The following is a 24,759-nucleotide window of genomic DNA, read 5'->3' as shown; positions in this document are numbered from 1 at the left end:
GTAGCGTCAGCCGGCCTTGACGGGCCCTTCGGCGCGTACCCGGGTGCTGGACGCGCCGACGGTGTCGAGCAGGGCCGGCAGGCCGTCGCGGTCCAGGCCGGGCGAGGTGAAGGTGAGGTACCGGCAGCGCTCGCCGTGTTCGGGGTGCCAGTCCACCGAGGCGGCGAGGCGGCGCTCGGCCGGCACCATCTCCCAGGCGGCGCCAGGCAGGGCGGCCAGCCAGGGTCCGGCCGACTCCACGCACAGCGCGCCGCCCGCGGCGTCCCAGGACAGCAATGTGTCGGGGTGGTCCGCAAGCCAGAACCGGCCACGGCTGCGGGCGGCGGCGCAGGTCAGGTCCTCCAGTGCCGCGTAGAGGCGCTGCGGGTGGAAGGGCCGTTCGCGCCGCCAGACGAGGGTGCTCACGCCGTGCTCGTCGCACTCCTGCGGCAGCAATGCGCACGCAGGATGCACACGGGCGGCGGCCGCCGCGACATCGAAGCCGGCCAGCAGAGCGGCGCCCAGCGCGCCGCTCCCCCCGCGTACTTTGGGTGCGCCTGCGTTGCAAATGGCGGGTCCTGCCTGCGGATTGCCCGCCCTGACGCCCAGTATGGGGGTTCATGGCCGGCTGGACCTCATCTGCTCAACCAGGGCCCTGCGACTCTCGCCGCTGCCGATCAGCATCTGGCCCTCTCCTGCTGCCAGGGTGGCCGCCCCGCGCACTCACCGTCTCCAGAGCCTCGGCGCCATACGCCCGGGTGGTTTGACCGGGGCACCCTTCGATCGGCCGTAGACCTCACCTATCTTCAGAGAGTAGTCGCACGGCTACGCAGAGTGAGAGGAGACAGGGATGCGTCCGACGTCCACGGGTCGACTGGCGGCCCTCGCCTCGGCGGCCTTACTGCTGGCCGGTGTGGTGAGTGCCGGATCGGCTCAGGCGCAGTCCGCTGCACAGGCACGGTATCCCGGTGGGCCCATCACCTACTCGATCGAGTTCTCCAACCCCCAGGAGAAGGACGACAACAACCTGCCCGAGCCCTACGGCAAGGTCTTCGTGACGGATGGCGGCCTCCGGCAGACCACCCTGTGGGAGCACCCGGACCTGGACATCAACACCCCCACCGTGCCGCGCTACCCGGAGTACGGCTTCACGCACAGGTTCGCCGACCACTTCATCTACGAGGTGTGTGCCTTCGTGGGTGAGGACGACACCGGCATCAACGCCGATGACGTCCTCGCCGAGGGTTGTGAGCCCTTCCACGGCCCCGGTGCGTACACCATCCCCGGTCCGGACGGAGAGGTGACCGTCACCGTCTACCACATCGGCTGATCCCTTCTTTGCGTGGCTGCCCTGCCCTCAGAAGGGGGCAGGGCAGCCAGGCAGTGAAGGCGCGCGCCGTGTATCCACACCGACGGCACCCATCACTCAATGCACGACGGCGTACAGTGAAAATGATGGCGGTGGGGCTCGCCGGAACCGCGACCGTCTACCCGGGTCGACAGCATGCCCACCTGGTACCTGCCATGCAGGCACACCCCCAGGTAGAAGGACACCGTGCCCCCGTGTCCCGGACAGCGTCTCAGCTGAACAGGAGCACTCGGAGCTCCGCGGTCACCCCTCGCGTCCGACGCACCTCTCGATCTCGAGGGACCGCAGATTGCGGCGCGCGGACCGCCCTCGGACTGGATCAACGTAGCCCGGTGAGGAAGCAGCCGATGTCCCGCGGAGAACCCCCGGCCCGGCCCGGCGACGACGCGGCGCCGCCGGCGGAGGTTCTGCCGGTCGACCCGGACGTCGAGGTCGGCGCCGGACCGCAGACTGTCCAGCCACCGGCCGAAGCCAAGCGCTCCCGCCAGACGGACGTCCTGGCGGTGATCGCCCTGGGCGGCGGACTGGGCAGCATCGCCCGCTACGGCCTCGCCCTCGCCTGGCCCACCCCGGCCGGCGGGTTCCCCTGGGCCACCTTCATCACCAACATCTCCGGATGCTTCGCCCTGGGGGTGCTCATGGTCTGCGTCCTGGAGGTATGGCCGCCCAACCGCTACGTCCGGCCCTTCCTGGGGGTCGGGTTCCTCGGCGGCTACACCACCTTCTCCACGTACACCGTGGAGCTGCACCACCTGCTCTCCCTGGGCGACTGGTCAAAGGCCGACGCCTACGCCCTGACGAGCCTTGTCGCCGGGCTGGTCACGGCATGGCTCGGCATCGCGGCCGTCCGCCGGGCCGCCGGACTGCCGGTGCGCCGCGGCCCCAGCCGCCGCAGCCAAGTACCCCCCGTGCCGACCGCCGGAACGGCCACCCCGCTCCCCAAGCGGCCCGCCCCGTAGAGAGGCAGCGATGAAGCCGCACCTTCCCCGGCACCACCCCGAGGACAAGCCTCCCCCGCGGCCGCCGCGGCTGTCCCTGAACGGCCCGGTCCTGTGGATGGCCATCTGTCTGGGCGAGTGCGACCAGTACCCCCACAAGGCAGAGGCCCGTGAGGTCGCCCCCGAGGGACTGATCCCGCTGGAACCGGTCCAAGTCGTCGCACAGAGCGGCAAAGGACTCAGCCCCGCCCCCGAGGAGCAGCCCCATTGATGCCCGTCCTCCTGGTGTTCCTCGGTGGCATGCTCGGCGCGCCCTTGCGCTACCTCACCGACAAGGCCATCCAGGGCCGCCACGACAGTGTCTTCCCGCTCGGCACCTTCACCGTCAACATCGCCGGGTCGCTCATCCTCGGTGCCCTGGCCGGGGCCGTGACAGCCCACGGCCTGCCCGGCGGCGTCATGCTGCTGCTGGGCACCGGCGTGTGCGGCGCCTTGACCACCTTCAGCACCTTCAGTTTCGAAACCATCCGGCTCCTCGAAGACGGCTCCCTCGCCGAGGCCGGACTCAACGCCCTGGGCAGCCTCCTGGTCGGCCTCGGCGCCGCCACCGCCGGCTACACCTTTCTGACGTGGCTGTGACGGGATGCCGGTTCGGGCGTCCCCCTGTGAATCCAAGGCGATCGCAGGCCGCGACGGCGTCGTACCCGCGGTCCCAGGCCGCCCTGAGTACGCGCGACACCGCTTCTACGAAGACAGGGCCGGGGCCTCGGCCTCCGCCTCCGCCTCCGCCTCGATGCGCTCTTCGATGCGTGCCCCATGCCGCGAGTGGTCAGGAGGCCGCCGAGTCCAGCGCGGACTGAAGCGACTGCTGGTAACCCGTGCTGGTGTACGTGGCGCCCGACACCATGTCGATGTCGGCGCTCTGCGCGGCCAGTGCCTCGCGCCTCAACCGGGGAATGGCGTAGCTGTTGATCTCGCGGTCACGCGGGTTGTCCCGCGGGTAGTCGACGGCCGTCACCTCCGTGAGCCGGCCGTCGGTGATCTCCACCCGTACCTGTACCGGTCCCCAGCGGGTCTGCACGGTGTCACCGGTGATGGTCCTGGAACCGGTCTGCGTTCCCGACGAGGGACCGCCTGACGCGGCGGAGCTGCTCGACACCGTGGGTGACTTGCTGTTCGCTGTCGCCAGCGCGGGGCTGGTGTGCGGCTTCATCGACAGCAGCAGCACCAGTCCGGAGACCGTGGCCGCGCTCGCCAGCACGATACGGCGCAGGGGCCGGTTCTTCTTCAGGGGATGCATGTGTGGGACCTCAGAACTCGAACGACTCGTGGTGGATACGGCGGTCCGGCACCCCGGCCGCCCGCAGGGCTTCGTACACGTCACGGGCGAAGGTGTGCGGGCCGCAGATGTAGACGTCGTGGCCGCGCAGGCCCGGGACGGTCGCACGCAGCGATTCCGCCGTGAGCTCGGGGCGCTGACCCTCCGGCCCGTTGAGCGCGTACAGCACTCGCGCCCCGCGCCAGCGGGCGATCGCCTCCAGTTCACCGCCCAGCGCCAGATCCTCGGCGCCGCGCGCCCGGTAGAGCAGGGTCACCTCGCCGGGCAGGGTCTCGAACAGCACGCGCAGCGGGGTGACGCCGACGCCGGCCGCGATCAGCAGCGAGCGGTGGCTGGTGACCCGGTCGGCCGTCAGCGAGCCATACGGGCCCTCGGCCCACACCCGGGTGCCAGGCCGCAGCAGGGCGACGGCCGCGCTGTGGTCACCGAGTGCCTTGACCGTGATGCGCAGCAGGTCCGGGCGCGGCGGAGCCGACAGGGAGTACGGCGTCGACGTCCAGCGCATGCCGTCACCGAGAAATCGCCAGCGGAAGAACTGCCCCGGCCGAGCGCCCAGCTCGTCCAGATGTCGCCCGCGTACGACGACCGAGTACACACCGGGAGCCTCCTTGTGCACCGACTCCACGCGCAGCCGGTGGCGCCGGTTGAGCCGGATCGGGCTGAGGATCCGGAACCACAGCACGAGGGCCGTGACACCCAGGTACAGCGCGTACCAGGCGGCGGTCGCGACCGGCTTGCCGTTGAACTCGTCGCCGAGCGTCAGCTGGTGGAAGAAGGCGAGGAACACGGCCGCGTACGTGAGCAGGTGCACGTGGTACCAGAACTCGTAGCTGGTCCGCCGGCGGGCGGCGCGCGCCGAGGTGAGGCCGACCGCGAGGAGGATCACCGTGCCGGCGGTGGCCTTGAGCATGTCCGGGTAGTCGAGGACGACGGTGACCGTCTCGTGCCAGAGCGAGGCCCGGTCCTGGGCCGCGTACCCCGCGAGGACCGACATGACGTGCGCGACGAGGAGGCAGACCGTGTACCGGCCGGCCATCGCGTGCCAGCGGGCCACCCGGTCGGAGCCGATCCGTCTCTCCAGCAGCGGCACCCGTGCCATCAGACCGACCAGCACGGCGCAGGCGTAGCCACACAGCAGTCCGGCGATGCGGCCGGCGCCGGTCAGCCAGCCGCCTGTGCCGACCACCGACGTGGTGTCCGCCCACCAGAGGGCGACGGTGGCCGCCGCACCGGCCCACAGCACGGTCAGCACGGCGCCCGCGCCGCAGCGTCGGAAGCGCCGTACCGCGGCGGGCACGGGCGGTGCCGCTCGTCGAGCATCCTCCGCGGTGGTCATCGATCGCCGTCCCTTCGTCCGTCGTGCCTGGCCGGCCACTGTGCGGGCCGAAGCTCTCAGGAACCTCTGAGCGAAGCCGTCACGGGCCCTTCGAGAGGGAACTCTCAGGGATTTCTCAGGCGGCGCTCCGCGGGTCAGAGCGCACTCAGAGGAAATTCAGAGCGGCGACGGTGGGATGCGCCTGTCGGAAGGGGCGATGCTGGTAGACGCGATGAACACCACACGTTCCGGCCGCCCGGCCCTGACCCGACCCGACGGCACCCCGTTGAGGGTCCTCGTCGTCGACGACGACCCGGACCTCGCGGAGGTGCTCACCGGTGCCCTGCGGTACGAGAGCTGGGAGGTGCGCGCAGCCGGGGACGGCGCCGCCGCGCTCGCCGCCGCTCGCGAGTTGCTGCCCGACGCCGTCGTCCTGGACGTGATGCTTCCGGACACCGACGGCTTCGCTGTGCTGCGCCGGCTGCACGAGGTCAAGCCCGATGTGTGCGTGCTCTTCCTCACGGCGCGGGACGCCGTCGAGGATCGTATCGCCGGGATCACGGCCGGCGGGGACGACTACGTCACCAAGCCCTTCAGCCTGGAGGAGGTCGTGGCCCGGTTGCGGGGCCTGCTGCGCCGGGCGGGCATGGCCCGGATGCTGGAAGAGGGGCCGCGGCTGATCGTGGGAGACCTGGTGATGGACGAGGATGCCCGCGAGGTGACCCGGGCCGGCGAGCTGGTCGAGCTGTCGCCGACCGAGTTCGAACTTCTCCGCTTCCTCATGCGCAATCCACGCCGTGTGCTCAGCAAGTCGCAGATCCTGGACCGGGTGTGGTCCTACGACTTCGGCGGCCGGGCTCACGTGGTCGAGCTGTACATCTCGTATCTGCGCAAGAAGATCGACGCGGGACGCGAGTCCATGATCCACACGGTGCGCGGGGCGGGCTACGTACTGAAGCCGGTGGCCAGGTGATCCGCGGGCCGCGCTTCGGTGGCGTACGCCGTCTGCCCCGGCCGCGCACCCTGCGCGCCCGGCTCACCGTCGGCCTGGTGGTGCTGCTGGCGGTGAGCTGCGCGGCCGTCGGCCTGGCGGCGGTGGTCGAGCTGAACGGATTCCTCACCCATCGCCTGGACGAACAGCTCGCCCAGGTCGGCACCCGGTTCCCGGAGAGCCTGGAGCACAACGGCAGACTGCCGGACGACCACGACGGGGACGAACACGGAGACACCCGCCGCATGGCCACCGGCACTTTCGGGGCGCGCCTGCTGCACGGGACGGTCACCAACAAGGGTCTGATCCGCAGTGGCGACCCCGCGGCCGACCTGAACGTCAGCCTGTCCGCGGCGGACGCCGGGCGTCTGGCCCGGGTGCCGGTCGATGGCAGGGCCCACACCGTCGACCTTTCCGCCCTGGCCGACTACCGGGTCGTCGCGTCGCCGGGCCGGGACGGGGACGTGCTGGTCGTCGGCCTCCCCCTGGAGCCGGTCCAGGCCACGGTCCACCGGCTGGAACTGGTCGCCGGAGCCGTCTTCGGCCTGGCTCTGGTGGTGACCGGGGTGGCCGGGGCCTTGTGGGTGCGCTGGTCGCTTCGCCCGCTCAGCCGGGTCGCCGCCACCGCCACTCAGGTCAGCGAACTGCCGCTGTCCAAGGGCGAGGTGACGCTGCCGTCACGCGCGTCGGTGACCGATTCGCACAGCGAGGTCGGCCAGGTCGCCGTGGCCTTTGATCGCATGCTCGGCCACGTCGAGGACGCCCTGGCCAAGCGGCACGCAAGCGAGGAACGACTGCGTCGTTTCGCCGCCGACGCCAGCCACGAGCTGCGCACCCCGGTCGCCTCGGTCCGTGGTCACGCGGAACTGGCGCTCCTCCATCCCGGACCGGTGCCGCCCGAGATCACCCGCGCCCTGCGCCGCATCTCGGCCGAGTCCGCGCGCATGGGCGAAATGGTCGACGACCTGCTCCTGCTCGCCCGGCTCGACGCGGGCCGGCCACTGGAACGCCGCCCGGTGGACCTGACGCGCCTGTTGCTGGACGCGGTGACCGACGTCCGCGCGGCCGGTCCCGGCCACCGCTGGATCCTGGACCTGCCCGAGGAACCGGTCATGGTCCCGGGCGACGCCCACCGCCTTCACCAGGTGCTGGCCAACCTGCTGGGCAACGCGCGTATGCACACGCCGGTCGGCACGACGGTGACGGTGGCGCTGAGAGCCGACGGCGATCCGGCTGTCGCCTCGGTCCACGACGACGGCCCCGGCATTTCCGAAAAGGTACAGCCAGGCGTCTTCGAACGCTTCACCCGGGCCGAACACCGCCGTCACCCGGACATCTCAGGCGGCGGAGCCGGGCTGGGCCTGTCGATCGTGGCGGCGGTGGTGGAGGCGCACGGAGGGAGCGTGGGCCTGGTGAGCCAACCGGGCTCCACCACGTTCGAGGTCCACTTGCCGACGTGAGGGGTCTCTCTCCTGTGCCCAGGGCGGTTCCGTCACCCAGTGGGCACGGCGGCCACTGGTTCCGGCGCCCCTGCCGCCAGCAGCCGCGCACGGCTCACGCCTGAGCCGTGCTCCCCCGGGGCACGTCCGTGCAGCCCCCTGAGATCCCGGCGCGGCACAACCGCGTGGGCGGCCGTAGCCTCAACTTCGCCCGGCTACGACCCGGTTCGATGCCCGAACTTTTCGAGGAACCGAACCGTGCTCCTCCTTCATGGTGAGGCGCCGCTGCTGCCCCGGGACGGGGCCGCACGTCCCGCTCATGAGTCCGAGCGGCGCCGTCCGCGGCCCGCTACGGAACGACGATCCCGTGCCCCCGAGCTGCGCGGTGCGGCGGCAGGCCGGGCAAGGTGGCCCGTGCCGGGACCCGGCCGACGGGCTCGGTGTGACCGCGTGGACCCGCGACGGAAGCCACGTAGTCCCGGGCCGTGAGCAGGCCGACCAGTCGTCCGTGCTGATCCGTGACCGGCAGGGCGTCGAGGTGTTCCTCCGTCATCACGGTCGCCGCGCGCAGCGCCGACTCCTCGGGGTGGACCGTGACGGTCCGGCGGCCGTGCACGAGGTCACGCACCCTGCGGCGCGACAGCGTCGTGGCGGCGGCCGCGCAGATCACCGCGAGTTCGGCACGGTCCAGGAGTCCGGCGCAGCAGCCGTCCCCGCGGACGACGGGGAGCTGACACTGCTCGGACCTCTCCATGACCTCCCAGGCCATCAGCACGCTCTCGTCCTCGCTGATCGAGTACGGGGCGGCATCCATCAGGCTCCGCACTGCGGGTCGCTCGTTCACCGTTGCCTCCTGGTGCTGGGCACCCCACGTCCGCACGCCGTCCGGAACACTGCATGGGACGCAGCTGTCGGGGGTGCCTGGTATGGCCGTGTACTCCTTATGCTCGTCCGCCAGGAGCCTGCTGTCATGGGGCCGCATGGCGGGGCCGCATGGCTCGCGGGGGCATGCCGTCGGTCGCACGGTCGGCCGGGGCGCGGGGCCACTCGGCCCGGCGTCGTACCCGATCAGCCCCTGAGCGTCCCTGCCGTCCGGCAGGCGGCCGACTGCGGGGCCGCCGGGAGCCGCGCAGCCGGCGTCACGGGTTCCGCGCCGGCGCCCTGTCCGAGAACCACGACGTACTCAAGAGCCGGCAACCACCGCGCCGGGGTCACGTCCCCCGGCCCGCCTCCGCACTGCGGCGCACCGCATAAGCGGCTGCTCCGACGAGCAGTACCGCCGCGCCCCAGCCCACCGACGAGACCGGCAGGCAGCAGGCCAGGACCAGGCAGCCCGTAAAACCGAGCGCCGGGATCGCTCGTGGCGGTCGGTTCTCCCGCGCCGTCAGCGTCCAGGCAGAAGCGTTGGCGATGGCGTAGTAGACGAGCACTCCGAACGAGGAGAAGCCGATCGCGCCGCGTACGTCCGTCGTCGCGGCCAGCACCGTCACCACCGCGCCGACGGCCAGTTCGGCGCGGTGCGGCACGTGGAAGCGGGGGTGCACGGCGGACAGAAGGTACGGCAGGTGGCGGTCCCGGGACATCGCCAGCGTCGTACGCGACACTCCCAGGATCAGCGCGAGCAGTGAACCGAGCGCGGCGACCGCGGCCCCTGCACGCACCACGGGGGCCAATCCGGGGACGCCTGCCTGTCGCACCGCCTCGGCCAGCGGTGCCGCCTGGTCGGCCAGGCCCTTGGGCCCCAGCACCGCGAGCACGGCCACCGCGACGGCCCCGTAGACGATCAGGGTGATCCCCAGCGCGATGGGAATGGCGCGCGGAATCGTGCGCGCCGGGTCCCGCACCTCTTCGCCGAGGGTGGCGATCCGGGCGTACCCGGCGAAGGCGAAGAACAGCAGTCCCGCGGCTTGCAGCACACCGGTCACGGACGTGTCCGCCCCGACGTCCAGTCGTCCCGCCTGCGCCGCTCCCGAGGTCAGACAGGTGGTCGCCACGGCCAGGAGGACCGTGAGCGCCGCCGCCACGATCGCCCGCGTCAGCCATGCCGCTTTCTGGATACCCAGACAGTTGATCGCCGTGAGCGCCACCACGGCCGCCACCGCGACGATGTGCGGGTGCCCCGGCGACGCGTACGACCCCACGGTCAGCGCCATCGCCGCACACGACGCGGTCTTGCCGACGACGAACGCCCACCCGGCGAGGTAGCCCCAGAACTCGCCAAGGCGCTCTCGGCCGTAGACGTAGGTCCCGCCGGACTGCGGATACCGCGCGGCGAAGCGGGCGGAGGACGTGGCATTGCAGTACGCCGCCCCGGCCGCGACCGCCAGACCGGCCGGCAGTCCCGAGCCCGCGGCGTGCGCGGCCGGCGAGAGCGCGGCGAAGATCCCCGCCCCGATCATCGATCCCAGGCCGATGACCACGGCGTCGAACACCCCGAGTCGCCGCTCAAGGGTGGCCGCTTCCTCATCCCGCGACTGCGGATCCATGCTGCGCCACCTACGTGTCGTCACCGATGTCGCCACACCGTAGCGGGCGGGCGTGAACCGCGAGGTGATCAGGTCGTGCACTGCGAGGACGGAGAGGGGCGCCGGTGGGACGGTGGTGCCGGCGGTGTGCTGGTAGGACCTACTTTGTGGACAGGGCGCCGAACAGGACTCGCGTGAGGGCAGAAGCACTGTGCGGCGACGTGTGTGGCGTCGGCCAGGTCGAGCAGGGCGCGAGCGGACTTGACGCTCTCGGTCGTCTGCCGGGTCGCGGCTGTCGCTTCGGCGACGGTCATGCCCTGGCCGAGGTGGGTGCCGAAGGTGCGGTTACGGGAGAGCGGGGAGGTGCAGGTGGCGACGAGGTCCCCGAGGCCGGCGAGGCCGGAGAAGGTGAGCGGGTCGGCCCCCAAGTCGCGGCCCAGGCGGGTGGTTTCGGCGAGGCCACGGGTGATGAGCATGGCGTTGGCGTTGTCGCCCAGGCCCATGCCGGAGGCGATGCCGACGGCGAGGGCGATGACGTTCTTCACAGCGCCGCCGAGTTCGCAGCCGGTGACGTCGGTGCTGGTACAGGGCCGGAAGTACGCGGTGTGGCAGGCCCGTTGCACGAGGCGGGCGGCGTGCTCGTCATGAGGCCCTCCCTGTCGGTGGGCCCGACGCCGGTGGAGCGGACGGGTGCGGACATCGTACCCACCGCGGCCGTCCCGGCCGGCTGATGCGCAGCCGGGCGGGAGTGGGTCAGGGCGACCAGGGCCGCGCGGCCCACCATCCCCCCCACCTCTCCCCCATCGCGGTCCCTCCCGCGCGTACCGTTCGCCGACCGGTCGCAGGAGATCACCGGCCGGGACTGGAGCGTACAGAGCCGCGTCACGGGTGGCTTCGTTCACTTCCAGGGGGATCAGGCACGCGTTCCGTGAGGACGATCAGCGGGGCTCGGTCTCGGTGACGTAGCGTCATCTGAACCGTGGTCGACGCTCAGGACAGGGTTATCGCAGTGGCCCCTGCTCGTCGACGAATACGGTGGGGGTGGACAGGAACACATCGGTCTCGACAGGGCCGTAGGCGATGTTGAACGTGTCCAGCCGGTACGACCAGTCCTGCATCCCCGCCGCGCTGCTGAAGCGGTAGTTGAGCTGCCACCGCACCCACTGGCCGAGGGCGAGTCGCACTGCCGGGGGCCGTCTCCGCCTCGGCGGTAGGGCAAACAACGGCTGCACTCCAGGCAAGACCCGCAGCCGTCCGTCGGCTTCACGGAGCTGAACATCGACGTTGCCGGGATCTGTCTGGGTGTCATACGGCGCGAAGCCGTTTCTCTCATGCATACGAATCACGTGTGCGGAAGCGGCCTCAGCCTGCGGGAGAGCGAAGCCGACCGGGGCCGCGTTCCTGCGGGAGGCCGCCTCCCCTCCCCGGGACCACTTCGTCCAGGACGTCCGTATCCACTGGACGGTGATCTCCATGACGTGCACCCGCCGATTCGTCGAGGAACTCACTCTATGCTCAGCGCCAGGTGAATACTCATTAAGCCACCAAGTTCGAAGCGCATTTCGCAACCGGCCCAACCGCCGCCGATCTCCCGATAGCGTGATCGACATGACAGCTGAGGACGGGGCGACACAGGGCGAAGCACTCGACGGCGGCATGATGAACGCGGGCGCGGTCTTCCGCCGCGGTTCCCTGGTGGAACGCCCGGCGCCGCCTACTGCGCGTGCCCTCCACGCCCACCTCCGCGCACTCAGAGAACACTGCTTCGACGCGGCTCCGACCCCGATCCAGCTCACCCCGGGCGGCCGCGAGCAGCTGACCTACATCCCCGGCGACGTTGCCCTGCCGCCGTTTCCCCGCTGGGTGATGACGCAGACCGCTCTGCGTTCGGTGGGAAGCCTGCTGCGACGCCTGCACGACGCCAGCGCGGCCATCACCGTGGACACCCACGCCGCATGGCCCCAGGCGCTGGCCGACCCGGAGGGAGGAACGATGCTGTGCCACAACGACGTGTGCCCGGAGAACGTCGTCTTCCGCGACGGCTATGCCACAGCCCTGATCGACTTCGACCTGGCAGCGCCCGGACGACCGCTGTGGGACGTCGCCATGACCGCCCGCTACTGGGTCCCCATGCTCGATCCCACGTCCGCGGCAGCCCTCTACCCCGCCGGGCTGGACGCCCCGACGCGACTGCGCATCCTCGCCGACGGCTACGGCCTCTCTCCGCAGGAACGCGCTGAACTACCCGGCATCATCGAACAGGCCACAGCCTCCTGCCGGGCCTTCGTCGCCGACCGAGTGACCGATGGCGACCCTGTCTACACACAGGTGCTGTCCGAGAGCGGAGGCTGGCAACGGTGGGACCGCATCCAGGAGTGGCTTGTGGCCCACCACGAGATGTTCACGACCACCTTGCTGGACTGACCGGGCCAGAGGTAGAAGGACAAGCCATGTCCGTGCTCAGGAACTACCGGTCCGGTTCAGCAGTCAGTGGCTGCGTCGGCGGGGGCAGCAGGAAAACGCGCTTGCGGAGAAGCGGGAATTTCGCCCGGGCGAACATCTGACACCTGGTCATGTCGCTGCGCCTGCGGAATCGGCGAGGTCAAACCGTGCGCTTGTGCATCACGTTGAGGTAGTGCCGGTCACGGTGTGGCACGCGGTTGTCTCGTCCCGGCAGGCTGAAGACCGCGCAGACCTCCGCGGGCTGGGTGACGAGGCTTGATTGCTGACCGAAGGTGAGCATGCTGTTGACCGTGTGCCGGCAGCCTGCGCTGTCGAGGGCCCCGACCAGTTCCTCGCGGACGACGGTGGCCTCGAATGACCCGGAATCAGGCAGGACGAGTGCCGGAAGCCTGGCGGTCGAGCCGGGCCAGAGGTTGATCCAGATGCCGCTGACGGCTCGCTGGGTGATGACCAGCTCCAGCCCGTCCCAGGAGTAGGGGTAGCCGTCGATATCGGACCCCTTCAAGATGTGAGCCGGGTGCGGGCGCCCCGGGCCAAGGAGGTGTTCAGCCTCAGCGAGGGACATTCCGCAGTTGAGCGGCCCGATCCGGCCAGTACGGGAGAAGTCGACGAGTACGTCCATCAAGGTCACGGCAGTGACTGTGACACCTTCCCGCGCATGTTCGCACTCCGATATCAGCGCGACGCCGAGCCTGCCCCGCCCTGCGGGACGGCGACGAGCGGAAGAAGACGTGCGGCCGTCGGCACGTCGAGTTCGTGCGGTGCCGGGACTGCGGGTGCGGGGTGTCTTATGCGCCGGCGACCCGGCCGCATCTTCGCTGACATCTTCTTCCCCACCGCCTTCATGGCCGGCTCCTTCGTCACGACTCTCGCTTGATGCGGCCGGCCGAGGCTTGCCGAGTGTCCGCGCCGGAGCTGACGTGCCGCTGGGTCCGCTGAGGGCCATGCCAGTCCAGGCACATCACGGTGGCATCGTCTTCGAGCCAGCCATCGGCAGGGTCCACGACTGCGGACGTCAGCGTCAGCGCAGTCTCTCGCGGGTGCAGGTTCTTGGTGCGCTCCAGCATGGCGAGCAGGTCGACCTTTGCCCCGCGACGTTCGAACATGCCGTCGGTCAGCATGAGCAGACGGTCGCCAGGACGCAGATCGATGTCCTGCACGCGATAGGGGTGAGGCACGCGCACGGACAGCCCGAACGGATGGTCCACCTCGCAGTTGATCACCTCCGCGACCCCCTCACGCAGGCGCAGCGGCCAGGGGTGACCGGCGTTGACCAGCCGGGCCTGTCCGGTGTGGAGGTTGATGCGCAGTAGCTGCCCTGTGGCGTGGCCGCGGCCGTGAGCGGCCAGGGCCTGGTCGGCGCGGTGGGCCTGCTCGGCGAGATCGGCCCCTGCCCGGCGGGCACCGCGCAAGGCGCCCACCAGGACCGTCGCGGCCAGGGCGGCGTCGATGTCGTGCCCCATGGGGTCGGTCACCGACACGTGCAGCGTGTCGCGGTCCAGGATGTAGTCGAAGGTGTCGCCGCTGAGGTTCTCGGAGGGCTCCAGATGCCCGCACAGCGTGAATTGTGCGGCCTCGCACGACAGCGACGGGGGCAGCAACTGGTACTGGATTTCCGCAGCCAGCGTGGGGGGCCTGGAGCGTTTGCCCCAGGTGTAGAGGTCGGTGAAGCGTCCATTGGCGATCACGACGTAGGCCAGAGCGTGGGCGGCTTCCCCGACCCCATCGAGGACGTGCGCATCGGGGGCAGCCGGCAGGAGCAGCTCCAGCAGCCCGATGGCGTCCCCCCGATTGGTCACTGGCACGATCACTCGCTGCCCCTGGACGGTCACCTCCTGGTACAGCCGCTGGGTACGGACCACCTGCTCGTAGACGCTGCCGAACAGCGGGATTCGCTCCGCTTCCCAGTCGTCCTCCGCCGTCCCGGCGGTGGACAACCTCGCCACGGCCCTTCCCGTCAGGTCAACGATGAGGAAGGAGACCTTCTCGGCCCCATATCGTCGCTGCAAGTCCTCCGCGACCACATCCACGGCGTCCACCGGCGCCGCCCTCTCCACAGCCGTCAGCAACCGGGAAAGCTCACTGCGTCCATCGCTCACGGCCGCGCTCCCTTCCACCCGCCCCTGACACCAGCCTGAGAACCACCAGCGCAGGCGTCAATCCGTGGCCAGTCGTGACAACGGAAGCGTGACAACGGAAGCACGGCCACGGCCGAGGTGGCTGGGTTCGTGGTCAAGGCGACGGGCCAGACCATCGCGGCCCACTCGGATGGCACAGGCGTGCATGGAAGGCATGGCTTCCAGCGGTCCTGCGTCCCGGCGGACACGGCAACGGCCACAAGCGCTGAGGGACCCCAGGGCCGCCGCCCCGCCTGTCTCCCCCGAACCGGTCCGGCAGACGTGCTGCGCCGGGCGATGGCGACGGACGGACCGTGTCTCGTGGAAGCGGTGACCGATCTCCCTACGAGGCGCCTTTGCCGAGACACTCAACCCGTACTCCCGCAGCCTCCTCGAAGAGCACCGCGTCGCCATGTCCCCCGCCTTGCAAGAACACTACGACGCCCTCGGCCGCCACCGGTGCGGCCCGCCCACCCGGCTCCGGGCGGAAGCCGGTCGGGCGCGTCGCAGCGGTGTCACAGCATCTCCAGCGGCCGTTTGCCCCGCGGCGGCGGGAAAGCCCGGTCAAGGGTCGCGAGGTCCTCGGCGGTCAGGTCCACCTCCAGAGCCGCCCTGTTCTCCTCGACGTGCCCGCGGGAGGACGCCTTCGGGATCGCGATGACGTCCTCGTGCCGCAGGACCCAGGCCAGGGCGATCTGCGCGGGCGTCGCACCGTGGGCGGCCGCCACCTCCCGCAGCGCCGTGTGGCCGAGCAGTCGGCCCTGCTCGACCGGCGAGTACGCCATGAGGGGGATCGACAGTTCACGGCACCTGGGCAGCAGACTGTACTCAGGCCCGCGACGGCTGAGGTTGTACAGCACCTGGTCGGTCTGCGGCCCGGCTCCGGGCGGCAGGTCCGCGAGATCCTCCACGTCCAGGTTGCTCACCCCCCAGGAGTGGATGGCACCCTCCCGCACCAGGGACTCGAACGCCTCGACCGTCTCCTCCAGCGGCACAGCTCCGCGCCAGTGCAGCAGGTACAGGTCGATCCGGTCCGTGCGCAGCCGGCGCAGGCTCCCCCGGCATGCCTCGGCCACTCCACGGGCGTCCGCGTGGGAAGGGAGCACCTTGCTGACCAGGAAAACCTCGTCCCGCCGTCCGGACACCGCCTCGGCCACCACCGCCTCCGCCGCGCCGTCCCCGTACATCTCCGCGGTGTCGATGAGGGTCATTCCCAGGTCCAGGCCGGCGCGCAGGGCCGACACCTCGGCCGCGCGGCGCCCGGGGTGCTCTCCCATCCCCCAGGTGCCCTGACCGAGCGCCGGGACCGCAACCCCGCAGGGAAGGACCACCGTCCGTGGATCCGCCATGGCTTCCTCCTGGCTGTAACGGTGGCCAAGACTGCCGACCACGCACTGCACCACGCCATACATCTGAGATCGGAAGGGAATCCTCTCAGACCGGAATGGAGTGCTCCGTAACGCCTCACCCAGAGGTGAACGGCGCTCTGCCCTGTACGCCGAACAGCTCTGAGCCGGTGCTGGAACGGATGGCCCCGGGCACAGTGGATCCGTCAGAGCCGGTCCCGTGCCCCGGTCTCGTCCCATTCCCGCCGCCGGCACCGGCAAGCCATCCCCTGAGCCGGAGCCCAGCTCTCCCGGCAGCCGCCCCCACCGGATCCCGGCTGCGGCGCGCGCAAGATCCCCGTTGGCCCATGGTTCATCCAGCGGAAGCCGTCCGCGTCGCGCGGCTGCCGCACCCATGTGATCGGGATCTTTCCGAATGGCAGCGCGATCATCGACGCGCTGACGGCAGGCATTGCGCTTGAGAGCGCCGCTACACGTGACAGGTGCTGCCCTCGCTGATCCGGGCGGCGAGTTCAAGATCGGTCCGTCAGCCTCCGGTCGTAGAGATCGCGGCCGGCCTCGGCGCGCAGCATGGCGACGGTGTCGTCGGCGACTTCGTCCGAGTGGCGGAAGAACTCGGTCGTGTGCGGGCTGAGAAAGACGAACCGGGCGTTGTTCGGCGGCCGTACCGGGTCGGCGTAGACCGGTATGGCCTTGTGGCGACGTGACCGCGCCGGAACTCCTGCTGGGCCGGGGCTTATCATCATTCGGATGCGGGCAGTCAGTACACGTCATTCGCGTTCACGGCGCACCTCCTCGAGGACCGTATCGACGCCTCGGCCGGCACCGTCGATGAGGCCGGGCGGGTCACTGCACGGGCTGGCGGCTCCTGACTGACCGGGCGATGCAGAACCTCGATGACTCGTTCGGCTGCATGGTTCGGTGCCTCGTTCTCAGCGCAGTTGCTCGGCCAGTCCGACGATGATCCCCTCCGGGCCGCGGAGGTAGCAGAGCAGATAGCTGTCCTCGAACCGGGCGATCTCGCCGACGAGTTCGGCGCCGTGAGGGCGCAGGCGGGCAACGGTGTCCTCGATGTCGTCGACGGCGAACATGACGCGGTGCGTGCCCAGAATGTTGTGCGGCCGGTTACGCGGCCCGGCGCTGATCGCCGCGGGGCTGCGGTACTTCGCCAGCTCGAGTCGGCTGTGACCGTCCGGGGTCCGGACCATCGCGACGTCACAGCGGACGCCGTCGAGTCCGGTGCACCGGTCGGCGAAGAGGCCCTCGACCTCCGCCCTGCCCTCCAGCTCCATACCGAGTTCCACGAAGAACGCGATGGCGGCATCCAAGTCCTCGACGACGATGCCGACGTTGTCCATTCGCTGAATCGCCATCCTGGTTTCTCCATCTCGCTCGCGCGGCCGGTGGTGGCCGCTGATGTCCCTGGGACGGAGCCGGTGGCACGCTCTCGACATCCTCAGACCGCCGAACCCGAACACCCTCTTCGCCCGTCCCGACCTCTCCCCCGACGACGTACCTCCTCTTCGCCCGGCCTGGACAAGGCCGTGGACGGGATGAGCGCCGGTCAGGGGGTGTCGCCGGAGTAGTAGAAGCGGCAGCTCACACCCGGGCCTGGTGTGCGCGACTCATCGGGACGCGGGTCGTAGAGAGCGCGGCCGCCGGGCCACCGGGACAGCTCGGTGGACAGGGCCACGCCACCGTCGATCTCCTCCGGCCGCCACCCGGTGATGTCCAACAGCAACCCGTCCAGCGGGCCGCCTATGAGCGTGGCGTAGGTCCGGTGCGGAAGCGCGCCCGGGTTGGGCACATCGTGGTCCTGGCCGTAGACCCGGCCGCGCAGCAGCTGCTCATCGCCGTTCATGTCGTTCAGTCTTCCAGCCACCACTGACAACGCGGGTCCGGGGCGACTCGGGCCGGCCCGCGCCGCCGACGGAAGGCCTGCCCCGGTCAGGCGCGGAAGCGGAAGAGCCGACCGCCGGCCTTCTGCGCGGCCCGCTCCGCTTCCTGATCCTGGCGGCTCCGAGCACGCGCAATACGTCGCTGCGCGTGTCGTTGGTCGATCCCGGCTCACCAGGGGCTTGCCCAGCAACCGACCTGGTGCGCGCGGCCGGGCCGGGCTGCGAGGGCGCGGCGGCCGGGGCCCTCCCGTCGCGCACGGGCGCGACGGCAGTTCAGCGGGCGGGGCGGGTGCTGGACGGCGAGGCGCCGCGCCGCCAAGCAGCGTCCTCGTCGGCGCATAGCGCGCCCTGTATGACGGTCGGCGGCCGGTTCTGTGGAGCCAAGGATCAGAGCTTGCAGGTTCGCATCCCGCCGAGCGCCCATTGGTGGCCCCGGCGAGACTCGAGCGCGCGCAGGTGGATCCGGAGAGACCCGAGGGGTTGGGATTGTCACGAAGTCACTCGGAGCAAGGACGACATCAAGATCAGGGATGTCCACACCGTTGCCTCAACCTGGCCCGATCCACAGACCTTGACAGCGCCTCGGCCCGGGCACGGGTGGCAGTCGTACGCAGATTAAGATCACTTACTCATCTGCAAGGGGGAATCATGCGCAAGATCATCACTGGGACGGCTCTGCTCCTGGCCGCTGCTCTACTGACAGGTTGCGGCAGCGACGACGGTCCGTCGACGGCTGACAAGTCCGCGAGCGCGAAGCCGCGGCAAAACAGCGGGAGCGGCGAGGTCAAGCACGAGGTCACCCTCGAAGTGCTCGGTACCGGCACGTCGCAGGTCTACTACAACCTCGACACCAACAAGATGGAGACGGTGAAGCTGCCCTGGAAGAAGACGTCGACCATCACCTTGACGACGGACGCCGAGAAGAGGATCGGCACGACGGTGTCCGTCGTCCCCGGCTCCGTGCCCAGCTCTGATGGCATGCTGCACGCAGCGGCCTGCGTCATCACGGTCGATGGGAAGAAGGTCGCCGACAATCAGGGCGGCAAGTCCGACAAGCCGTGCGAGTACAAGGTGAAGTGAGCATTCCCCAGCATCGCCACGCGGCCGCCGCACATACGGAGTGGCAGCACGACGAACGCCGGGTCTGGAACGTCCTGACGTCGATGCCGGGTGTCGGCGTCGGGACTTGGACCGTGTCCTACATGGTCAGTTGGCAGTTGTGCTGGACATGGGGAGTGGACGGTGGAGATGGATCGTTCCGGACGGCTTGTGGGAGATAGCGAAGCCGTTGCTGCCGCCGGCGCGGGTTCGGCCGCAAGGGGGCGGTGTCGCGAACATCGATGATGAGGCGGTCTTCGCCGCAATCATCTACGTTCTGGTCAGTTCAAGAGCAAGTACCGCTACCTCATGCATCGGCTGCGGCCGCTGGCGGTGCCAGAGCTGACCGCCGCCGCACGAAAGGTCCTCGACGAGTACGAGGCGCCGGAGCTGGAGCAGATCCTCGCGTCGTTGGGTATGACGGGCGTCGACGGAGAGTTCAAGAACCTGATCTTTGCCGCTAACGGTCCCAAGCCTGAGATCGTTCTGCGCGACGCGGTCAACAACCGCCTCGACATCGTCCGCAACGCCCAGTACTGCCTGACGTACACCCGGCCCCTCGGCGCCGCCGGCCTGTCCTGGTCGGAGCTCGTGAGCTGGGGGCAGGAGACCAACCCCGCCGTATCCGGTGATCAGGCTGCCGCCTCCGCGGCTCTGTGCGCACGCCTTGCAGAATCGCTTGCCTCCCCGCCGGAGAAGGTCCTGTTCCACACGTACGCGGCGCTGTACTTCCGTGAGGGAGGGTCCGCCTTGCCCGCCCTGATTCCCCAGGTGTATCTCCACTACGACCTATACACGGCGAAGGCTCGGACCGCGCCTGGTCCTTTGGCGAGGCAGCGTATGGACTTCCTCCTGCTGCTGCCCCACCGGGTGCGCGTGGTCCTGGAGGTCGACGGCCAACAGCACTACTCGGTCAACGGCAAGGCGAACCCCGAGCTGTATGGCCAGATGGTGTCGGAAGACCGGCAGTTGAAGCTCGCTGGCTACGAGGTCTATCGCTTCGGCGGCCACGAACTAGATCAGAGTGGCGGTCCTCGGGTCGTCGCCGGGTTCTTCCGAGAGCTCTTCGGCCGTTACGACATACCGTTGCCGCCCACCGTGCCGGCATCCGCCAACTAGCCGGGCGGTTCCGGCGCTGGCCGAGCCACGAAAGCCCCAGGCCAGGCCACGTGGATCCTCGACCGCGGCCAGGCGGGTGAGGCGGGAACGCTGCACGCTGATGCCGCAGCATCCGTGATGTCGCCGCTGCGGTCAGAGACATTTGATGTTCAATCACCCACCACGTGAGGCGGAGTGCGTTCATCCTGGGGCCATGACGCAGTCCGCCGCCGCCCCGGCATCACACAGCAACAGCACGCAGAGGATCACGAGACTCACGCGACGCGACATCGTCGACTACCTGACTGGTGAGGTGGCCCCTGGTGGGGGCGGCTCGACGAGATCGACTTCCTCGGATCCCTGTACGACCTCGACAGGCTGGCGTCGACGGACCCCCGGTTCACGACGGCACGACAAGACATCATCCAGCACCGGGTAAACAACCCACTCGACTGGGACGACGACTGGGTCTTCGAGTACCCCGGGTTCCAACTCCACAAGGGCCCTGACGAGGTTCTTCTCGCCTTCTTGGCGCGGTTCGTACATCCCGAGATGCAGCCCGACGTTGACCATGCATCCCAACGGGTCGCGAAGCTGAACCGCCTCCTCGGGCCGGACGGCTGGACCCTCCGCCCCTTCAAGTTCATATCGGGGCGGCCGGTCTACGCACCAGCCCCCGCGCCGGCCACCGGCCCGCTGGTCTCACTGCCGCTCGATGACGACGACACCAGCAAACTCGACCTCGTCCTCGGACAGACCTGCAGCCTCCTCGATCGCGACGGCGAGGAAATCGCCCGAGACCTGCTACGCCCGACTGTCCTGACGCTGCGCCGTGACGGCGGCTTCTACCACCCCATGCCTGGTGACGGATGGACGGACGCCACGTACGAGGCAGTCCTCACCGTGCCTTCTGCCCTCCTGCCGGCATTCACGGAGGCCGTCATCAACGCGGTCTGGCATCGACTGGAAGCCGTACTCACCATTCGATGTCACGACGCAGGACTTCTCAGATCTCGAGATTCGCGGCCAAGGGCTCCCCTACTTCTACGACAAGCGCAAAAGCCGCCTGATCACCGAATTCCTCCTCGACGACCGGCCGCGGGTGGCCACGTTGTGCAACGTCACCCTCATCAACAAGGACGGCGTCCTTTCGCCCAGGATCAAACTATGAAAGAAGGACAAGACCAAGGCTGCGAAGACAGCAGCCACGGAATCGATACCCGGCACCGAGGCCCCTCAGATCGTCAAGGCACTCGTCGACGCCGGATCGGCGGTGGCAGGCTCGCGCCGCACATCGGACCGCCCGCCCGCGTCGGCCGTACCGACTGTGCCGGCTGCATCGATTGTGCTGGCTGCGGCACCTGTGCCGACCGTGCCGGCCGCCTCCCGCAGTGCGTCCACCAGGCTGCGCAGCGCGGGGTGCTCCGGTGCGGTGCGGCGGCCCGCGGCGGAGATGACGCGCACCGGCTCGGGATTGCGGACCTCGCGCACGACCACGCCCGGGTGCGGGGTACGCAGCCCCAACCGAGGCATCAGACCGATGCCGAGGCCGGCCGCCACGAAGCCCTGCGCGGTCGCGTAGTCCTCGGTCTGGATGACGAAGTCGGGGCTGAAGCCCGCCGCCGCACAGGAGTCGAGCACCGGTTCGAGACAGGGTCCTGGCGGCTCGCTGCCCACCCACTGTTCGCCGGCGAGCTCGTTCAGGTTGATCACCTGCCGCTCGGCGAACGGGTGGTCGGCGGGCAGTACGGCGGCGTACGGGTCGTCCAGGAGATGGACGAGACGGATGGAGCCGTCGCCGGTCCTGTCCCGGGCCTGTACGACCACCGCCAGGTCGGCCCGCCCCTTGACCACCTCGTGGAACGGGTCCTCGGGGTCGGCGAGTTCGAGGTCTATCCGTACGCCGGGGTGTTCGAGCCGGAGCCGGGCCAGCGCGGGCGCGACCAGCGTGGAGCCCGCCGTGGCGAAGTAGCGGACCGAGAGGCGGCCGGTCCGCCCGGCCCGCAGATCGGCCAGGGCCGTCTCCGCCTGGGAGACGGCCGCGCTGATCAGACCCGCGTGCTCGGTGAGCAGCAGACCCGCAGCGGTGGGCCTGACCCCCCGGCCGACCCGCTCCAAGAGCGCCGTACCCGCCTGTTTCTCCAGAGCCGCCACCTGCTGGCTGACGGCGGAAGGGGTGTAACCGAGATGGGCCGCGGCAGCCGTCACCGTGCCGCTGGTGACCACCGCGCGCAGGACCTGGAGGCGCCTCACATCAAGCATGCAGTACAGCTTAACAAAAGGTGTAGAACCATTTGCTTGTCCCTCAAAGCTTGGCTGGGGCACCTTCATAACAGGGATGCCGGACCAAGCCAGCCACGGACCAGACACAGATCCAGACACAGATACGGAGACACCATCGTGAACAGTGGCAGCACGCAGAGTCTGAGGGGTGCGGCACGAGTGGCCGTGCTCGCGCTGCTGTGGGGATCGACCTTCCTGTGGATCGAACTGGCGCTACGGGGGCTGTCCCCGCTCCAGGTCACACTCGCCCGCTGTGTGCTGGGTGCAGTCGTGCTCACCGGCGCGCTGTACGCCACCGGGCGGCGCCTGCCGACCGGCCGCACGGTCTGGCGGCACATCGTCATCGCCGCCTTCTTCTGCAACGCCCTGCCGTTCGCCCTCTTCAGCATCGGCCAGCAGACCGTCGACTCGGGCCTGGCCGGCGTACTGAACGCGACGACCCCGTTCTTCTCCCTCGCCCTCGGGCTCGCCCTGGGCACCGAGCGCGGTCTGCGCCCGGTCCGGCTGGCCGGGCTGCTGCTCGGCTTCGGCGGGGTCGTGGTCATCTTCGCGCCCTGGGAGCGGTCGGGCTCGCTCGGCTGGGGCGCCCTCGCGATCCTCGGCGCCGCGGCCAGCTACGCCGTCGCCTTCGTCTACATGGGCCGCACCCTGGTCGGCCGTGGCATCCCGACCCTCTCCCTCTCCGCCGCCCAGCTGGTCGCGGCGACCGGGCTGACCGCCATGGCCGTGCCGGTCGGCGGCCTGGACGCGATCCACCTCAGCACGACGGCCCTGGTCGCGGTCCTGGTCCTCGGGGTCTTCAGCACCGGCGTCACCTTCCACCTCACCTACCGGATCATCGCGGCTGAGGGCGCCACCCAGGCCGCCGTGGTCGGCTACCTGCTGCCCGTGGTCTCCGTGGCGCTCGGCGCGGTCTTCCTGGGTGAGAGCGTCGGCCTCCGGGTCGCGGCCGGCATGGTCGTCGTCCTCGTCGGCGTCGGCCTGACCCGCCGCAAGGGCGCCCTGAAGCCGGCGCCGGCCGTTGAGGAGCCCGGATCCGCATCCGCAGTTGAGGAGCCCGGATCCGCACCCGCCGTGATGGCACCCGCACGATGACTCCTTCCGCTCCCGACCCACAACTCGGGCTCCCTGTGCCCGGGGTTGTGGGCTGCGTACCGCGAACTGGCAGCCAAGACCGTCCGTACGGACCTCTCACCCGGCCGGCGGGAGGCCATGCCCGTCTTGCCCCGCACGCGAGGGTCCGGACGGCCTCCCGCTATTGCGGTGCGATGGCTTTGAGCCAGTCCTCGACGGCGACGACATCTGCCCACTGCGGGAACAGCTTTTCGGTGAGCATCGTGTGCACCTCGGGGTCGGTGTCGAGGCAGGCATCCGCCAGGACGGTGAGGCCGAAGTCCAGGTCGATGGCGTGCCACAGAGTGGACAGCACTACAGCGCTGGTGGCGATGCCGGTGAGAACAAGACTGTCGATATCGCGAGCCCTGAGTACCAAGTCGAGGTCGCTGCCCGAGAACGCGCTCCCCCGCCTCTTGGTAACCACCACGTCGCCCTGCTGGGGCGCGACGTCGTCATGGACCTCGGCGCCAGGGGCCCCCTCGGTGAACAGGCCAGCCCGCACGGCGTTTGTCATCACCCTGTTGCGAGGGCTGACTTCCGGATCGCCCGGCCGTAACCCCATCACCACGTAGATCACGGGAATGCCGGCAGCCCGGGCACCGTCGATCGCGCTGCGCAAGCGCGGCAGATACCCGGAACCGTCGTCGGCGATGGCCACGACGTCCCGTTGGACGTCCATCACCAGAAGTGCGCTGCTCGCCATGCTTGCCGTCCCTTCTCCGTTGGGAAACAAGAGCAAGTCTGGTGGATCAACCGAGCGCGGTGGAGGTTTCGGAGATCCTCAGCAGCGTCGCACCACAGTGCGCCCATGACCGGTGTCGGTTCTCATCGACATTTTCTTGCCCTGTGATCACCAAGTGCTGTCCAAACTCGGTGCACCGGTTCGGGAAGGGCGGGCGTCGGGAGCGTCGCCCCGGCCTGGGCGGTGATGAGCCGTGCGGTGGTACGGACGTACTCCATGAGCGCCTTGGCCTCCCGGTACTGGCGGATCTCCCGGTGCAGCTCACGCCACCACTTGCCTTCCGCCGTCGTGCCGCTGGATCCGCCCCACGTGGCAGGCTCCAGCGCCAGGATGCCGGGGAGCCTGGCCGTGAAACCCTTGGGCAGCCCAGGGAGCTCCCGCTCGATGTCCGCGATGGTGAAGCGCGGCTTGGCGGCTTCCTGCGTGGAGACCGGTGCGCTGCGCTGCATGACGATCAGCGTCTGGAGAACCCGCAGGAAGGGATCGCTCATGTAGGGGCGGAGTTCGGGCAGGTGTAGGCATGCCGCGATGGTGAGGGCGGGACGGTCGTCGTCGGCGATGTGGAAGCCGATGTGCGAGGTGAGCGGATCAGCTCTTCGGCATCGAGGTCATGCCGGTCCAGGGTGGCGACAGTGAAATGCCAGACCGGCCACGTCCCCTCCATGAGTACTGCTGTGCCATGGTCGTCAAAAGCGTCGTCTGTTCCCGGGACAGCTCCGCCGCCAGATTGTTCAAGGCATCCGTCTTTCCATCAGGGCGCGAT

At 69.7% G+C, this 24,759-nt stretch carries 24 protein-coding genes and 4 pseudogenes; 12 read left to right on the top strand and 16 right to left on the bottom strand.

Annotation, left to right across the window (positions count from 1 at the left end; genetic code table 11):
• Positions 1 to 6: 6 nt before the first annotated feature.
• Positions 7 to 537, bottom strand: a pseudogene (locus tag ACIGYR_RS16555) (GTP-binding protein); the annotation flags it as partial.
• 292 nt (positions 538 to 829) lie between these two features.
• Between ACIGYR_RS16555 and ACIGYR_RS16550 the strand changes: the two are divergent.
• The 4 genes from ACIGYR_RS16550 to crcB (ACIGYR_RS16535) all read left to right on the top strand — a co-directional run bounded on the left by ACIGYR_RS16550 (position 830) and on the right by crcB (ACIGYR_RS16535) (position 2,925).
• Positions 830 to 1,309 (top strand): hypothetical protein, encoded by a 480-nt coding sequence (locus ACIGYR_RS16550; protein WP_399599871.1) that lies wholly within the window; start codon positions 830 to 832, stop codon positions 1,307 to 1,309.
• A 386-nt stretch (positions 1,310 to 1,695) separates the two neighbouring features.
• Positions 1,696 to 2,307 carry a fluoride efflux transporter CrcB gene (crcB, locus tag ACIGYR_RS16545; protein WP_391842341.1) on the top strand — a complete coding sequence of 204 codons (612 nt, stop codon included), beginning with the start codon at positions 1,696 to 1,698 and terminating at the stop codon, positions 2,305 to 2,307.
• Between the two features lie 10 nt (positions 2,308 to 2,317).
• The gene (locus ACIGYR_RS16540) at positions 2,318 to 2,557 is read left to right on the top strand and encodes a hypothetical protein (RefSeq protein ID WP_399599868.1); all 240 of its coding nucleotides are present in this window, start codon (positions 2,318 to 2,320) and stop codon (positions 2,555 to 2,557) included.
• A complete protein-coding gene (crcB, locus tag ACIGYR_RS16535; RefSeq protein WP_399599865.1) occupies positions 2,557 to 2,925 on the top strand; it encodes a fluoride efflux transporter CrcB in 369 nt (122 codons plus the stop codon). Before ACIGYR_RS16540 ends, crcB (ACIGYR_RS16535) begins: the two co-directional genes overlap by 1 nt.
• A gap of 190 nt (positions 2,926 to 3,115) precedes the next feature.
• Here crcB (ACIGYR_RS16535) and ACIGYR_RS16530 read toward each other — a convergent pair whose 3' ends face one another.
• Both ACIGYR_RS16530 and ACIGYR_RS16525 read right to left on the bottom strand, forming a co-directional pair.
• Positions 3,116 to 3,586, bottom strand: coding sequence for an FMN-binding protein (locus tag ACIGYR_RS16530; RefSeq protein WP_399599863.1), 471 nt, complete (start codon positions 3,584 to 3,586; stop codon positions 3,116 to 3,118).
• Between the two features lie 10 nt (positions 3,587 to 3,596).
• Positions 3,597 to 4,961 (bottom strand): ferric reductase-like transmembrane domain-containing protein, encoded by a 1,365-nt coding sequence (locus ACIGYR_RS16525; RefSeq protein WP_399599860.1) that lies wholly within the window; start codon positions 4,959 to 4,961, stop codon positions 3,597 to 3,599.
• 211 nt (positions 4,962 to 5,172) lie between these two features.
• Between ACIGYR_RS16525 and ACIGYR_RS16520 the strand changes: the two genes are divergently transcribed.
• Both ACIGYR_RS16520 and ACIGYR_RS16515 read left to right on the top strand, forming a co-directional pair.
• Complete coding sequence (locus tag ACIGYR_RS16520) at positions 5,173 to 5,913, top strand: response regulator transcription factor (RefSeq protein ID WP_399599857.1); 741 nt, start codon at positions 5,173 to 5,175, stop codon at positions 5,911 to 5,913.
• On the top strand, positions 5,910 to 7,391 hold the full coding sequence (locus ACIGYR_RS16515) for a sensor histidine kinase (protein WP_399599855.1): 1,482 nt from the start codon (positions 5,910 to 5,912) through the stop codon (positions 7,389 to 7,391). Before ACIGYR_RS16520 ends, ACIGYR_RS16515 begins: the two co-directional genes overlap by 4 nt.
• Positions 7,392 to 7,719: 328 nt before the next feature.
• Here ACIGYR_RS16515 and ACIGYR_RS16510 read toward each other — a convergent pair whose 3' ends face one another.
• The 4 genes and pseudogenes from ACIGYR_RS16510 to ACIGYR_RS16495 all read right to left on the bottom strand — a co-directional run bounded on the left by ACIGYR_RS16510 (position 7,720) and on the right by ACIGYR_RS16495 (position 11,310).
• Entirely contained in the window at positions 7,720 to 8,214 is a 495-nt protein-coding gene (locus tag ACIGYR_RS16510) for an HPP family protein (protein WP_399599852.1), read from the bottom strand.
• A 367-nt stretch (positions 8,215 to 8,581) separates the two neighbouring features.
• Positions 8,582 to 9,856, bottom strand: a complete 1,275-nt coding sequence (locus tag ACIGYR_RS16505; protein ID WP_399599849.1) for an APC family permease — start codon at positions 9,854 to 9,856, stop codon at positions 8,582 to 8,584.
• A 68-nt stretch (positions 9,857 to 9,924) separates the two neighbouring features.
• Positions 9,925 to 10,479, bottom strand: a pseudogene (locus tag ACIGYR_RS16500) (NAD(P)H-dependent glycerol-3-phosphate dehydrogenase); the annotation flags it as partial.
• Positions 10,480 to 10,836: 357 nt separating this feature from the next.
• Positions 10,837 to 11,310: a hypothetical protein gene (locus tag ACIGYR_RS16495; RefSeq protein WP_399599847.1), complete on the bottom strand. Its 474-nt coding sequence runs from the start codon at positions 11,308 to 11,310 to the stop codon at positions 10,837 to 10,839.
• 133 nt (positions 11,311 to 11,443) lie between these two features.
• Between ACIGYR_RS16495 and ACIGYR_RS16490 the strand changes: the two genes are divergently transcribed.
• Positions 11,444 to 12,259 (top strand): aminoglycoside phosphotransferase family protein, encoded by an 816-nt coding sequence (locus ACIGYR_RS16490; RefSeq protein WP_399599844.1) that lies wholly within the window; start codon positions 11,444 to 11,446, stop codon positions 12,257 to 12,259.
• A gap of 178 nt (positions 12,260 to 12,437) precedes the next feature.
• Here the strand turns inward: ACIGYR_RS16490 and ACIGYR_RS16485 are convergent, their stop codons facing one another.
• The 6 genes from ACIGYR_RS16485 to ACIGYR_RS16460 form a co-directional block, all read right to left on the bottom strand.
• A complete protein-coding gene (locus tag ACIGYR_RS16485; RefSeq protein ID WP_399599841.1) occupies positions 12,438 to 12,803 on the bottom strand; it encodes a hypothetical protein in 366 nt (121 codons plus the stop codon).
• Positions 12,804 to 13,158: 355 nt separating this feature from the next.
• Positions 13,159 to 14,397 carry a PP2C family protein-serine/threonine phosphatase gene (locus ACIGYR_RS16480; protein WP_399599838.1) on the bottom strand — a complete coding sequence of 413 codons (1,239 nt, stop codon included), beginning with the start codon at positions 14,395 to 14,397 and terminating at the stop codon, positions 13,159 to 13,161.
• 533 nt (positions 14,398 to 14,930) lie between these two features.
• Positions 14,931 to 15,764, bottom strand: coding sequence for an aldo/keto reductase (locus ACIGYR_RS16475; protein WP_399599836.1), 834 nt, complete (start codon positions 15,762 to 15,764; stop codon positions 14,931 to 14,933).
• Between the two features lie 509 nt (positions 15,765 to 16,273).
• Positions 16,274 to 16,507, bottom strand: coding sequence for a hypothetical protein (locus ACIGYR_RS16470; protein ID WP_399599835.1), 234 nt, complete (start codon positions 16,505 to 16,507; stop codon positions 16,274 to 16,276).
• A gap of 186 nt (positions 16,508 to 16,693) precedes the next feature.
• Complete coding sequence (locus tag ACIGYR_RS16465) at positions 16,694 to 17,134, bottom strand: VOC family protein (protein WP_399599833.1); 441 nt, start codon at positions 17,132 to 17,134, stop codon at positions 16,694 to 16,696.
• A 191-nt stretch (positions 17,135 to 17,325) separates the two neighbouring features.
• Positions 17,326 to 17,622 carry a hypothetical protein gene (locus ACIGYR_RS16460; protein ID WP_399599830.1) on the bottom strand — a complete coding sequence of 99 codons (297 nt, stop codon included), beginning with the start codon at positions 17,620 to 17,622 and terminating at the stop codon, positions 17,326 to 17,328.
• A 685-nt stretch (positions 17,623 to 18,307) separates the two neighbouring features.
• Here ACIGYR_RS16460 and ACIGYR_RS16455 point away from each other — a divergent pair.
• The 4 genes and pseudogenes from ACIGYR_RS16455 to ACIGYR_RS16440 all read left to right on the top strand — a co-directional run.
• The gene (locus tag ACIGYR_RS16455; RefSeq protein ID WP_399599827.1) at positions 18,308 to 18,739 is read left to right on the top strand and encodes a hypothetical protein; all 432 of its coding nucleotides are present in this window, start codon (positions 18,308 to 18,310) and stop codon (positions 18,737 to 18,739) included.
• Between the two features lie 148 nt (positions 18,740 to 18,887).
• Positions 18,888 to 19,085: pseudogene (locus ACIGYR_RS16450) on the top strand (IS5/IS1182 family transposase); the annotation flags it as partial.
• Positions 19,067 to 19,876, top strand: coding sequence for a hypothetical protein (locus tag ACIGYR_RS16445; RefSeq protein WP_399599825.1), 810 nt, complete (start codon positions 19,067 to 19,069; stop codon positions 19,874 to 19,876). The pseudogene ACIGYR_RS16450 and the gene ACIGYR_RS16445, both read left to right, overlap by 19 nt.
• Positions 19,877 to 20,197: 321 nt before the next feature.
• Positions 20,198 to 20,467: pseudogene (locus tag ACIGYR_RS16440) on the top strand (DUF4263 domain-containing protein); the annotation flags it as partial.
• 624 nt (positions 20,468 to 21,091) lie between these two features.
• Here ACIGYR_RS16440 and ACIGYR_RS16435 read toward each other — a convergent pair.
• Complete coding sequence (locus ACIGYR_RS16435; RefSeq protein ID WP_399599823.1) at positions 21,092 to 22,117, bottom strand: LysR family transcriptional regulator; 1,026 nt, start codon at positions 22,115 to 22,117, stop codon at positions 21,092 to 21,094.
• A gap of 138 nt (positions 22,118 to 22,255) precedes the next feature.
• Here ACIGYR_RS16435 and ACIGYR_RS16430 point away from each other — a divergent pair, with 138 nt between their 5' ends.
• Positions 22,256 to 23,233 (top strand): DMT family transporter, encoded by a 978-nt coding sequence (locus tag ACIGYR_RS16430; RefSeq protein WP_399599820.1) that lies wholly within the window; start codon positions 22,256 to 22,258, stop codon positions 23,231 to 23,233.
• Positions 23,234 to 23,393: 160 nt separating this feature from the next.
• Here the strand turns inward: ACIGYR_RS16430 and ACIGYR_RS16425 are convergent, their stop codons facing one another.
• Together ACIGYR_RS16425 and ACIGYR_RS16420 are read right to left on the bottom strand one after the other, a co-directional pair.
• Complete coding sequence (locus ACIGYR_RS16425; protein WP_399599817.1) at positions 23,394 to 23,957, bottom strand: cysteine hydrolase family protein; 564 nt, start codon at positions 23,955 to 23,957, stop codon at positions 23,394 to 23,396.
• A 122-nt stretch (positions 23,958 to 24,079) separates the two neighbouring features.
• A complete protein-coding gene (locus ACIGYR_RS16420; RefSeq protein ID WP_399599814.1) occupies positions 24,080 to 24,487 on the bottom strand; it encodes a hypothetical protein in 408 nt (135 codons plus the stop codon).
• Positions 24,488 to 24,759: the final 272 nt, after the last annotated feature.

The sequence above is a fragment of the Streptomyces sp. NPDC053076 genome, assembly GCF_044546845.1.
GTDB lineage: Bacteria > Actinomycetota > Actinomycetes > Streptomycetales > Streptomycetaceae > Streptomyces.
This window is presented reverse-complemented; position numbering and strand designations above follow the sequence as displayed.

What these genes read in the sequence shown, in the direction of transcription:
- ACIGYR_RS16470 (WP_399599835.1), bottom strand. Translation starts at nt 16,507, where the DNA reads ATGATGATAAGCCCCGGCCCAGCAGGAGTTCCGGCGCGGTCACGTCGC.
- ACIGYR_RS16475 (WP_399599836.1), bottom strand. Translation starts at nt 15,764, where the DNA reads ATGGCGGATCCACGGACGGTGGTCCTTCCCTGCGGGGTTGCGGTCCCG.
- ACIGYR_RS16530 (WP_399599863.1), bottom strand. Translation starts at nt 3,586, where the DNA reads ATGCATCCCCTGAAGAAGAACCGGCCCCTGCGCCGTATCGTGCTGGCG.
- ACIGYR_RS16520 (WP_399599857.1), top strand. Translation starts at nt 5,173, where the DNA reads ATGAACACCACACGTTCCGGCCGCCCGGCCCTGACCCGACCCGACGGC.
- crcB (WP_391842341.1), top strand. Translation starts at nt 1,696, where the DNA reads ATGTCCCGCGGAGAACCCCCGGCCCGGCCCGGCGACGACGCGGCGCCG.
- ACIGYR_RS16445 (WP_399599825.1), top strand. Translation starts at nt 19,067, where the DNA reads ATGCATCGGCTGCGGCCGCTGGCGGTGCCAGAGCTGACCGCCGCCGCA.
- ACIGYR_RS16465 (WP_399599833.1), bottom strand. Translation starts at nt 17,134, where the DNA reads ATGGCGATTCAGCGAATGGACAACGTCGGCATCGTCGTCGAGGACTTG.
- ACIGYR_RS16490 (WP_399599844.1), top strand. Translation starts at nt 11,444, where the DNA reads ATGACAGCTGAGGACGGGGCGACACAGGGCGAAGCACTCGACGGCGGC.
- ACIGYR_RS16435 (WP_399599823.1), bottom strand. Translation starts at nt 22,117, where the DNA reads ATGCTTGATGTGAGGCGCCTCCAGGTCCTGCGCGCGGTGGTCACCAGC.
- ACIGYR_RS16525 (WP_399599860.1), bottom strand. Translation starts at nt 4,961, where the DNA reads ATGACCACCGCGGAGGATGCTCGACGAGCGGCACCGCCCGTGCCCGCC.
- ACIGYR_RS16540 (WP_399599868.1), top strand. Translation starts at nt 2,318, where the DNA reads ATGAAGCCGCACCTTCCCCGGCACCACCCCGAGGACAAGCCTCCCCCG.
- ACIGYR_RS16455 (WP_399599827.1), top strand. Translation starts at nt 18,308, where the DNA reads ATGCGCAAGATCATCACTGGGACGGCTCTGCTCCTGGCCGCTGCTCTA.
- ACIGYR_RS16425 (WP_399599817.1), bottom strand. Translation starts at nt 23,957, where the DNA reads ATGGCGAGCAGCGCACTTCTGGTGATGGACGTCCAACGGGACGTCGTG.
- ACIGYR_RS16505 (WP_399599849.1), bottom strand. Translation starts at nt 9,856, where the DNA reads ATGGATCCGCAGTCGCGGGATGAGGAAGCGGCCACCCTTGAGCGGCGA.
- ACIGYR_RS16420 (WP_399599814.1), bottom strand. Translation starts at nt 24,487, where the DNA reads ATGAGCGATCCCTTCCTGCGGGTTCTCCAGACGCTGATCGTCATGCAG.
- ACIGYR_RS16495 (WP_399599847.1), bottom strand. Translation starts at nt 11,310, where the DNA reads ATGGAGATCACCGTCCAGTGGATACGGACGTCCTGGACGAAGTGGTCC.
- ACIGYR_RS16550 (WP_399599871.1), top strand. Translation starts at nt 830, where the DNA reads ATGCGTCCGACGTCCACGGGTCGACTGGCGGCCCTCGCCTCGGCGGCC.
- crcB (WP_399599865.1), top strand. Translation starts at nt 2,557, where the DNA reads ATGCCCGTCCTCCTGGTGTTCCTCGGTGGCATGCTCGGCGCGCCCTTG.
- ACIGYR_RS16460 (WP_399599830.1), bottom strand. Translation starts at nt 17,622, where the DNA reads ATGAACGGCGATGAGCAGCTGCTGCGCGGCCGGGTCTACGGCCAGGAC.